Origin of the sequence: Rhodopirellula maiorica SM1 (assembly GCF_000346295.1) — a bacterium.
GTDB classification, from domain to species: Bacteria; Planctomycetota; Planctomycetia; order Pirellulales; family Pirellulaceae; genus Novipirellula; species Novipirellula maiorica.
Map to the genome: position 1 here is coordinate 1 of NZ_ANOG01000784.1, position 2,539 is coordinate 2,539.

At 55.3% G+C, this 2,539-nt stretch carries 2 protein-coding genes; both read right to left on the reverse strand.

The window, feature by feature from the left end:
- Positions 1 to 2,196, reverse strand: a 2,196-nt coding sequence (locus tag RMSM_RS25475; protein ID WP_040769379.1) for a hypothetical protein, incomplete at its 3' end; no start/stop codon positions are given.
- Positions 2,193 to 2,539 (reverse strand): hypothetical protein (locus RMSM_RS41320; RefSeq protein WP_040769380.1); only part of this gene is annotated, 347 nt, incomplete at its 5' end. The genes RMSM_RS41320 and RMSM_RS25475, both read right to left, overlap by 4 nt.

The following is a 2,539-nucleotide window of genomic DNA, read 5'->3' on the forward strand; positions in this document are numbered from 1 at the left end:
AAACGAGACACGCTTTACTTGGCCGCGATGATCCATCAAGAACGCGATATAGCGAGACCCCGCACCGATCCATCCTCCTTCGGTCGGAGTGGCAAAGACGCGAGTCTGAAGAATGTCCAGCATCAATTTGTCGTTGACCAATTGCCGAGCAATCGTGTCGACGGTCGGTTCCTCGGTGCGAGGATGAACTTGCTTATGCGACACGCTTCGCCGAATCGCTTGAAGTTGATCTTCGAGATCCGCGATTTCTTTTAACAGTGCTCGGCGACGAAGCAGCGAAACACGGCGAAAGTAAGCTTGATGCAATTGTTGCATCAATGCTTGTTCACGCTGCTGGGTTTCCAAGTCGCTCGTTTCTTTGAACGCTTGGTCGTAGCGGTCGGCAAGTCCTTTCCAACGCAGGACCACGTTGTATTGATCGGCATCCGGAATCTGCAACTGCGGAGCGAGTTCCAAGAACGTGTCCAGAGTGCCTGGCCAAGCCACGCTTTCGGGATGCACGCGAGCTTCTTGGATCAGTGCCAGCCGGTCGCGAGCCGATGGCGATTTTGCCAGTGCTGCACAGACGCCTTGGTAGGCCAGCTTCTCTGCTTGGATGACCCACTGTTTGGCGGCGACCAAGTCGTCCTGCAAACAGGCCACACGCGCTCGGCAGGCAATCGCTTCGCTGTAACGAGGATGGTAAACCGAGTAATACTTTTTGAAGTGATTAGCGGCGTCTGAGAAATGCTCCGCTGCTTGCGAGAGATCCTCTTTGGCCATCGCGATCCAGCCGAGATTGATTGACGATTCACCAATCGTCAAATCCGCGGCATCCACGTTCGCTTGATAGGTCTGTTTGGCGGACAGGGTCAACTCGGCGGCTTTGTCAAAATCGCCGGTTAGGTAATAGTTGATCCCCAAGTTATTGGCAACGTTGGCCGCGCGTAGCGGGTCAACGTCCGTATTTCCCCGCAGCGCCGTTTGAGCGTCAATCAATTCATTGCGAGCAATGATGAAATCGCGGTCCCCTTCGATCGCTTTGGCCAAATTGATTCGCCAATCGGTGACGCTTCGCAGGTCGGGATTTTGTTGATGGAACGCACGCGAGGATTCCAGCAGTCTTCGGGCCTCGCGGTAATCGCCCATCTGTAGCGATACGAGCGCTAGCATGTCGTTGGCAATCACAGGCAAGTCAGGACGCCCGCCGCGTTTCGCATGCCGTGCAAATTCACTCGCCGCATCATAGGCTTCGGCCAGTTGTCTTCGTTTCATTCGCAACGTGGCCACCAAGCTCCAGTACTTGGCTCGCCACTGCGCCGCCACCTGGTCGTCATCAATGACACTGCGAAGCTCGCGGAGCACCGTTTCGAGTGAATCGTCCATGCCGACTCGCATGCAATATTCGGCAAGTGCCAACCGAAGCAGACGGATCACTCCGACCGGGATTGCCGCGGATGTCATTGACGCTTCGACTTGGGTGAGTCGTTCCTGCAATAGAGAGTAGTTCTGCTGGACCGAGTTTTTCGGTTCCAGCGTCGCAAGCTGGGAGAACCCTAACACGTCGATTGCCAACGATTGAACTTCGTCGTAAAGCGAACGATTTTCTTCAATCAGTTCGAGCGATTCGGTCAGCGTCTCGATCGCTCGCTGAGCATCGATTTGCTGTTTGATCGCATCGATCCGAACCAAGTAAGCCATTGCGGTGACGCGCTCTGCCGAGCCGGGGGCCGCATCGCGGGCTGCATCCGAAAGCGTTTGAATCGCACGGTCGGGTTGTCCCGCGTCAAAATCGATCTGGGCTGCGATGATTAAGTAACGAATCCGCTCGGGATCATCGATAACGACGTCGTCGCTGACCTTGCAAAGTTCCAGGATTTGTTCGGTTGCTTTGGCAGCAGCGTCGCGATCGTTATCGCCAAGTGACTGCATCGCCTGGTCACGAAGCTCGCTCAAGCGAGCGGTTGGCACTTCGGCGTGAATCTCGCCAGTAATCGTCAAACTCAATAGCAGAGTGACAAGGAATGTTGTTGTTCGCCCTGCGAAGCTACGTTTTGATCGCGGAGCGATCAACGACAATGCGAGCTTACGCAATGATCGCGGAGCGATCAGCGACAATGGGGACTTGCGCAATGATCGCGGAGCGATCAGCGACGATGGGGACTTCCGCATTGATCGCGGAGCGATCAGCGACGATGGGCTGCGTGACACCTTCATTGCGTTTGAATCGCGCGGGCGACGTTGCTGTCGGGATGGCTGGCGACCAACCGAGCGGCCAACTCGGATGCTTCGGCCAGCGTCTCTTGATCGGTGTCACCCGAGAGCAAGGTGTCGATCAATGACCACATCGCGGTCAAATCCGTTGGGTTTAGATCAAGGATCGCCGAGTACGATTCAATTGCAGTCGTACGATCCGAGCGAACGAAGCGTGCACAATCACCCGCCAATTCGTCAATCGTGAGCGGTGAATTTCGCTTGGGATCGCGTTTAGAATACGCGTCTTCGAGTGTCTGTTTTAGCCGTTCATCGTCGCCAAGCTCGTCGTAACAACTTGCCTTCA